This is a genomic window from Clostridium beijerinckii, from assembly GCF_008705175.1.
Lineage (GTDB): Bacteria > Bacillota > Clostridia > Clostridiales > Clostridiaceae > Clostridium > Clostridium beijerinckii.
Window position 1 is genome coordinate 1 of sequence record NZ_CP043998.1, and the last position, 7,500, is coordinate 7,500.

Consider the following 7,500-nt stretch of genomic DNA (forward strand, 5'->3'; position numbering starts at 1 on the left):
ACATATGCACCCCCTTAAATTTATTATTTATAGTAAAAACTATACTTCGCTATTTAAATTTTACTTTATCATTATATAGATATACTATTTTTCTGTCAAGGTGGTAATAATTGTTGATAAATATATTTATATATATTTTTTTGTGGATAACTTATTGAATATGAGTATTTACTTATGTTATCATAAATATTATGTTGTGAATAACTTATTAATATAAAAACTTATCCACATGTGTGGATAAAATTGTGCATAACTTGTTTATTTTTATTGTTAGTACATGCTTTATAGTTGATTTTATTTAGATCTTAGCATGTTTATAACACTTAATAACAGATTGTTATTAAATTTATAGAAATTTAATCTATACACATAGTTATTAACATGTTGATATATTTATATACATACTTGGCTATAATATATGAATGTTAATATCATTGTTGATAAACTGTACATAACTATTATAAAAATTTTTTTATTACAATTATTGGAGGAATAAGAATGGATGCCGATCTTAAAAATTTATGGGATAAAACCTTAGATATTATAAAAAGTGAGCTAAGTGAAGTTAGTTTTAATACTTGGATTAAAAGCTGCGAACCTCTGTCTATTTCTTCTAATACTCTAAAGATAAGCGTTCCAAATTCCTTTACTCAAGATATTTTAGATAAAAGATATAAAGATTTAGTTGCAAACTCCATAAAAGCAGTATGTTCAAAATTATATACAATTGAATTTATTATAATGTCTGAAATCTATGAAAAAGAAGAAATTAAGAGTTCGTCAAATCAGAAACCAAAAGCTATTGTAGTTAATGATGAAATGTCGTCTACATTAAATCCAAAATATACTTTTAATTCTTTTGTAATAGGTAATAGTAATAGATTTGCTCATGCTGCATCTTTGGCAGTTGCAGAATCACCAGCAAAAGCATATAACCCGTTATTCATATATGGTGGAGTCGGACTTGGAAAGACTCACTTAATGCATGCCATAGGTCATTACATCTTAGATGGTAATCCTAATGCTAAAGTTGTATATGTCTCATCTGAAAAATTTACCAATGAATTAATAAACGCTATAAAAGATGATAAGAATGAAGAATTCAGAAATAAATACAGGAATGTTGATATCTTACTTATAGATGATATTCAATTTATAGCCGGAAAAGAGCGTACTCAAGAAGAATTCTTTCATACATTTAATGCGTTACATGATGCGAATAAACAAATTATATTATCTTCAGATAGACCGCCAAAAGAAATTCCAACATTAGAAGATAGGCTTCGATCTAGATTTGAATGGGGTTTAATAGCAGATATTCAAGTCCCTGATTTCGAAACTAGAATGGCAATACTAAAAAAGAAAGCTGATGTTGAAAATTTAAATGTAGCAAATGAAGTTATGGGATACATTGCTACTAAAATTAAATCTAATATAAGGGAACTTGAAGGCGCACTAATAAGAATAATTGCTTACTCCTCATTAACTAACAGAGAAGTTACTGTAGATTTAGCTACAGAAGCATTAAAAGATATAATATCTAAAAAGCAAGGAAAGCATGTGACTATTGACTTAATACAAGATGTAGTTTCTAGTTACTTTAATTTGCGTGTTGAAGATTTAAAATCTCAAAGGCGAACTAGAAATGTTGCTTACCCAAGGCAAATAGCAATGTATTTAAGTAGAAAACTAACAGATATGTCTTTACCTAAAATTGGAGAAGAATTTGGAGGGAGAGATCATACCACGGTAATACATGCTTATGAGAAAATATCTGAGAATCTCAAAACTGATGATTCATTACAGAATACTGTTAACGACATTACAAAAAAATTGACTCAGAATTAATCCACAGAGCTGTATAATAAGTACATAATAACTTGTGGATAATATTTTTTTAGTTATATTACGCTTATACTTGTGGATAACCAGTCTGTTTTGTTACTGATTTATCCACAATATTTTTGAACTAAATTTTGTTGATATTACAGCGATTATACTAGTTATCAACAAATTAACAGCCCCTACTACTATTATTACTATAAAAATATTTATCTAACTACTAATTATCATCTTTAATTCTTGTGAATAAAATAAGGAGGATTTTCAATGATCTTTACATGTGAAAAACAAAAAATATTAGAAGGTATATCAATAGTTCAAAAAGCCATAACAGGTAAATCAACAATGCCTATATTAGAAGGTATTTATATAAATGCAAGTAATTCAACAATAACTCTTATAGGTTCAGATATGGATGTTAGTATTCAAACATTAGTTGATGCAACTATTATGGAAGAAGGAAGTATAGTTATTGATGCTAAAATATTTGGAGAAATAATAAGAAAACTACCTAATTCAACTATAAGAATAGAAACTATGGAAAATCAGATAATAAAAATAACTTGTGAAAAATCCATATTTGATGTAGTTTATATGAACACAAACGAATTTCCAGAGTTACCTGAAATTAATGAGAATTTAAAAATATCAGTAAATCAAAATATATTAAAAAATATGATAAAGGGAACTTCTTTTGCTATCGCTCAAGACGAAACAAGACCTATTCTTCAAGGAATATTATTCGAGGTGAGAAATAAAAACTTAAACTTAGTTGCTCTAGATGGATATAGATTAGCTATAAAAAGTGAATTTTTAGATACGGATATTGATATAGAAGTTGTAATTCCAGGAAAAACATTAAATGAAGTATCAAAGATACTAGAAGATATAGATGAGATTGTGGATATAACATTTACTAATAACCATATATTATTTAATTTAAAAAGAACTAAAATAATATCTAGATTATTAGAAGGTAAGTTCATAAATTATAAATCATTATTACCACAAGAACACAAACTATTTGTAAATGTTAATAGACAAGAACTACAAAATGCGATAGAAAGAGCATCCCTAATGGCTAAGGATGGAAATACAAATTTAATAAAATTAGATTTACATCAAGATAACTTAGTAATAACCTCTAATTCTCAATTGGGAAAGGTAAGAGATGAAATTTCGATAAAATTGCAAGGAGATGAAATAGAAATTGCATTTAACTCAAAATATCTGCTAGATGTTTTAAAGAACATGGAGGATAATGAAGTTGTTATGAAAATGACATCTGGTATAAGCCCATGTGTTATTGAAGAAAATAGTAATGAAAATGCAAAATATTTAGTTTTGCCAGTAAGACTGATGAGATAGGAGGATAAATATTATTTTAATATTTATATAATGAAAATGAATAAAATAAAAATTGATACTGAAATTATAAAATTAGATGCTTTTTTAAAATGGGCATCTATTGCTAGCTCAGGTTCAGAAGCTAAGATTTATGTGCAAGATGGAATGATAAAGGTTAATGGAGAAGTTTGTACTCAAAGAGGTAAAAAATTAAGAATTGGAGATGTAGTAAACTTCGAAGGTTCAGATTTTGAAATAATATAGAGATAGTTATTTGATTATTTATGATATAATTATTATAGGTGTATTTTTATGTATGTTAAAAATATAAATTTGCTTAATTATAGGAATTATAAAAAATTAAGCGTAGAATTGACTGAAAATGTTAATGTGTTTGTGGGAGATAATGCTCAAGGAAAAACAAATATTTTAGAATCAGTATATTATTGTGCTTTTGCAAAATCACACAGAACATCAAAAGATAAAGAATTAATAAATTGGGAAAATAGTACAGCCTACATAAGTTTACTTATAGGGAAAAATAGATTAGATAAAAAGATCGATATAAATATACTCAGAGATGGTAAGAAAGCCATAAAAGTAAATAATATAAAAGTAAATAAGATAGGTGAATTATTTGGAATTTTTAATGTAGTAATGTTTTCTCCAGAAGATTTAAAAGTTATAAAAGAAGCACCGAGTTTAAGAAGAAGACTATTAGATATGGAATTATCTCAGGTAAATCCAAACTATTACTTCAATTTAGTACAATATAATAAAGTTTTAGGCGAAAGAAACATTTTATTAAAGAGCAGGTCATTTAGTGAAGATATCTTAGATGTATATGATATACAATTAAGTAAATATGCTGATTATATTATTTCAAAAAGGTTAGAATATATAAATAAGATAAATTTTTACGGTGATATAATTCATAAAGAAATTACATCTGGAAAAGAAGAAATAAACTTTAAATATAATTGTACTGTTAATCTAGAGAATGGAAAATTTAAAGATAATTATTTAAAAAAACTAAAAGATAATATTGAAAAAGATAGGGAAAAGGGGTTAACGTCTGTAGGACCTCATAGAGATGATTTTAGCGTATTTATAAATAATATTGATACTAAGGTTTTCGGATCTCAAGGACAACAAAGAACATCGATTTTAACTATGAAATTTGCATCTTTAAAAATCATTAGAGAGATTACAGGTGAATATCCAGTATTATTGTTAGATGATGTTTTATCCGAGCTTGATGTAAATAGGAAAAAATATATATTAAGATCAATAAAGGATATACAAACTATAATAACATGTGCTGGAATTGAGGATTTAAATGATTATTTAGATGATAAAGTCAAGATATTTAATGTATCAAACGGACAAATTTTAAATCAAGGGAGGAATATATAATGTTTTTGCATTTAGGTGAAAATGTAGTAGTTCCTATTAAAGACATTATTGGAATATTCGATCTTCAAAATACGATGTATAGCTCTGATACAATACAATTTTTAAGGCTAGCAGAAGAAGACGGATTTGTAGAAAGAATAACAGAAGAAAAACCAAAGTCGTTTATAATAGCAGAAGTAGATAATAAGAGTAAAATATATTTATCACCAATATCATCAACTACATTAACAAAAAGGACAGATATAGAATATAGTTCTTAATTCCATAAAATTGAAAATTTTAATAATACTTATTAAGTTTAGGAGGAGTCTGATTTGGAACAAAATAACAAAAAATATGATGAAAATCAGATACAAGTTCTTGAAGGATTAGAAGCAGTAAGAAAAAGACCAGGAATGTATATTGGAAGCACTAGTTCAAGAGGACTTCATCATTTAGTATATGAAATCGTAGATAATAGCATTGATGAGGCTTTAGCAGGATATTGTAATAAGATAGAAGTATACATTAATGAGGATAATTCGATTACAGTAAATGATGATGGTAGAGGTATGCCTGTCGGAATACATCCTAAGATGGGAAAATCTACTGTTGAAGTTATAATGACTATATTACATGCAGGTGGTAAATTTGGAGGAGGGGGATATAAGGTTTCAGGTGGATTACACGGAGTTGGTGCATCTGTAGTTAATGCTCTTTCAGAAGAATGTACTGTCACAGTTAAGAGAGATGGACATATATGGCAGCAAAATTATAGTAAAGGGAAGGTTCTTAATGAGCTTTCTAAAATAGGGGATAGTGATCAGACTGGAACACAGACATATTTTAAGCCTGATACAGAAATATTTGATGAAATAGTATTTGATTTTGAAGTTTTATCTCAAAGATTAAGAGAGTTAGCTTTCTTAAACAAAGGAATATATATAAAGTTAGTAGATAAAAGAGATGAAAAAGAAGAGGTTTTCCATTATGAGGGGGGAATTAAATCATTTGTTAGCTATTTAAATAGAAACAAAGTTCCACTTCATGAAGAACCAATATATATCGAAGGCGTGAAAGATAATATATCCGTGGAAGTTGCTATTCAATATAATGATGGTTACACTGAAAATATATTTTCCTTTGCAAATAATATTGATACAGTTGAAGGTGGAACCCATTTAGTTGGATTTAAAACTGCATTAACCAGAGTATTTAACGATTATGCAAAGAAATTTGGACATATAAAAGAAAATGACAAGAATTTTACTGGTGATGACATAAGAGAAGGACTTACTGGAGTAATATCTATAAAGATTGAGGAACCTCAGTTTGAGGGGCAAACAAAAACTAAATTAGGAAATAGTGAAGTAAGAGGAATTGTAGATTCTATTGTTGGAGAAAATATAGGAATATTTCTTGAGGAAAATCCTAATATAGGTAAAATGATTGTTGATAAAGCTCTAATGGCTGCCAGAGCCAGAGATGCAGCTAGAAAAGCAAGAGAATTAACACGAAAATCAGTCTTGGAAAGATCTACATTGCCTGGGAAATTAGCAGATTGTTCATCTAAAGACCCAAGGGAATGTGAAATTTATATAGTCGAAGGAGATTCGGCAGGTGGATCTGCAAAGCAAGGAAGAAATAGAAAATTCCAAGCTATTTTACCTTTAAGAGGTAAAATATTAAATGTTGAAAAACAAAGATTAGATAGAATATTAAATGCAGATACTATTAGATCAATGATTACTGCATTTGGAGCAGGCATAGGAAATGATTTTGATGTTGAAAAGATTAGATATAATAGAATTATAATTATGACAGATGCCGATGTTGATGGTGCTCATATTAGAACATTATTACTAACATTTTTTTATAGATATATGAGGAATTTAATAGATGATGGGCATGTATACATAGCGCAACCACCATTATATAAAGTTAGTAAAGGTAAAAAAGATTATTATGCATATAGTGATCCTGAATTAGAAAGTGTTTTATCTGAGCTAGGTGGAAAAGATAATTCAACTGATATTCAAAGATATAAAGGTCTTGGAGAAATGAATGCATCTCAATTGTGGGATACAACTATGGATCCAGAAAAGAGAATTTTATTAAAAGTAAATATAGAAGACGCTATGGCTGCCGATGAAATTTTCACCATATTGATGGGGGAAAAAGTTGAGCCAAGAAAAGAATTTATACAACAAAATGCTAGAAATGTTGTTAATTTAGATATTTAGTACTGAAATACGAGGTGAAGTACATGGATTTTAATGAAGGAAAAGTTATACCAGTAGATATTAAAAACGAAATGAAGAAATGTTATATAGATTATGCAATGAGTGTTATAGTTGGTCGTGCATTACCAGATGTAAGAGACGGACTAAAACCTGTTCATAGAAGGATATTATATTCGTTGCAAGAATTGGGGTTAACTCCTGAAAAGGGATATAGAAAGTGTGCAAGAATAGTTGGAGATGTTTTAGGTAAATATCATCCACATGGTGATAGTTCAGTTTATGATGCATTAGTTAGAATGGCTCAAGATTTTTCAATGAGATATATGCTAGTTGATGGACATGGAAATTTTGGATCAGTTGATGGTGACAGTGCAGCTGCTATGAGATATACAGAAGCAAAAATGAATAAAATAGCAGTTGAAATGTTAAGAGATATTAATAAGAACACAGTTGATTTTATGCCTAACTTTGATGGTGAAGAGCAAGAGCCAGTAGTATTACCATCAAGATTTCCTAATCTCTTGGTAAATGGTTCATCAGGAATTGCAGTCGGCATGGCAACTAATATTCCACCACACAATTTAGCTGAAATAATTGATGGGACTATTATGCTTATAGATAATCCTGAAAGCACAGTTTTGGAACTTATGACTAAAATTACAGGACCGGATTT

General features: G+C 28.3%; 7 protein-coding genes (1 of these 7 only partly in view). All 7 read left to right on the plus strand.

Going from position 1 to position 7,500, the window contains the following annotated elements; genetic code table 11:
* Window positions 1-498: 498 nt before the first annotated feature.
* The gene (gene dnaA / locus F3K33_RS00005; protein WP_017210024.1) at window positions 499-1,848 is read left to right on the plus strand and encodes a chromosomal replication initiator protein DnaA; all 1,350 of its coding nucleotides are present in this window, start codon (window positions 499-501) and stop codon (window positions 1,846-1,848) included.
* Window positions 1,849-2,109: 261 nt separating this feature from the next.
* A complete protein-coding gene (gene dnaN / locus F3K33_RS00010) occupies window positions 2,110-3,210 on the plus strand; it encodes a DNA polymerase III subunit beta (RefSeq protein ID WP_039768422.1) in 1,101 nt (366 codons plus the stop codon).
* Window positions 3,211-3,246: 36 nt separating this feature from the next.
* Window positions 3,247-3,453, plus strand: a complete 207-nt coding sequence (yaaA, locus tag F3K33_RS00015; RefSeq protein WP_031276195.1) for a S4 domain-containing protein YaaA — start codon at window positions 3,247-3,249, stop codon at window positions 3,451-3,453.
* 48 nt (window positions 3,454-3,501) lie between these two features.
* Window positions 3,502-4,605, plus strand: a complete 1,104-nt coding sequence (recF, locus tag F3K33_RS00020) for a DNA replication/repair protein RecF (RefSeq protein ID WP_023976338.1) — start codon at window positions 3,502-3,504, stop codon at window positions 4,603-4,605.
* Complete coding sequence (gene remB / locus F3K33_RS00025) at window positions 4,605-4,865, plus strand: extracellular matrix regulator RemB (RefSeq protein ID WP_011967370.1); 261 nt, start codon at window positions 4,605-4,607, stop codon at window positions 4,863-4,865. Before recF ends, remB begins: the two co-directional genes overlap by 1 nt.
* Before the next feature lie 54 nt (window positions 4,866-4,919).
* Window positions 4,920-6,827 carry a DNA topoisomerase (ATP-hydrolyzing) subunit B gene (gene gyrB / locus F3K33_RS00030; protein WP_039768416.1) on the plus strand — a complete coding sequence of 636 codons (1,908 nt, stop codon included), beginning with the start codon at window positions 4,920-4,922 and terminating at the stop codon, window positions 6,825-6,827.
* A gap of 23 nt (window positions 6,828-6,850) precedes the next feature.
* Window positions 6,851-7,500, plus strand: partial view of a DNA gyrase subunit A gene (gene gyrA / locus F3K33_RS00035; protein WP_023976336.1) — the 5' end (the start) only. Its footprint extends 1,831 nt past the window's final position; only the first 650 of its 2,481 coding nucleotides appear in the window; it begins with the start codon at window positions 6,851-6,853; the stop codon falls past the right edge of the window.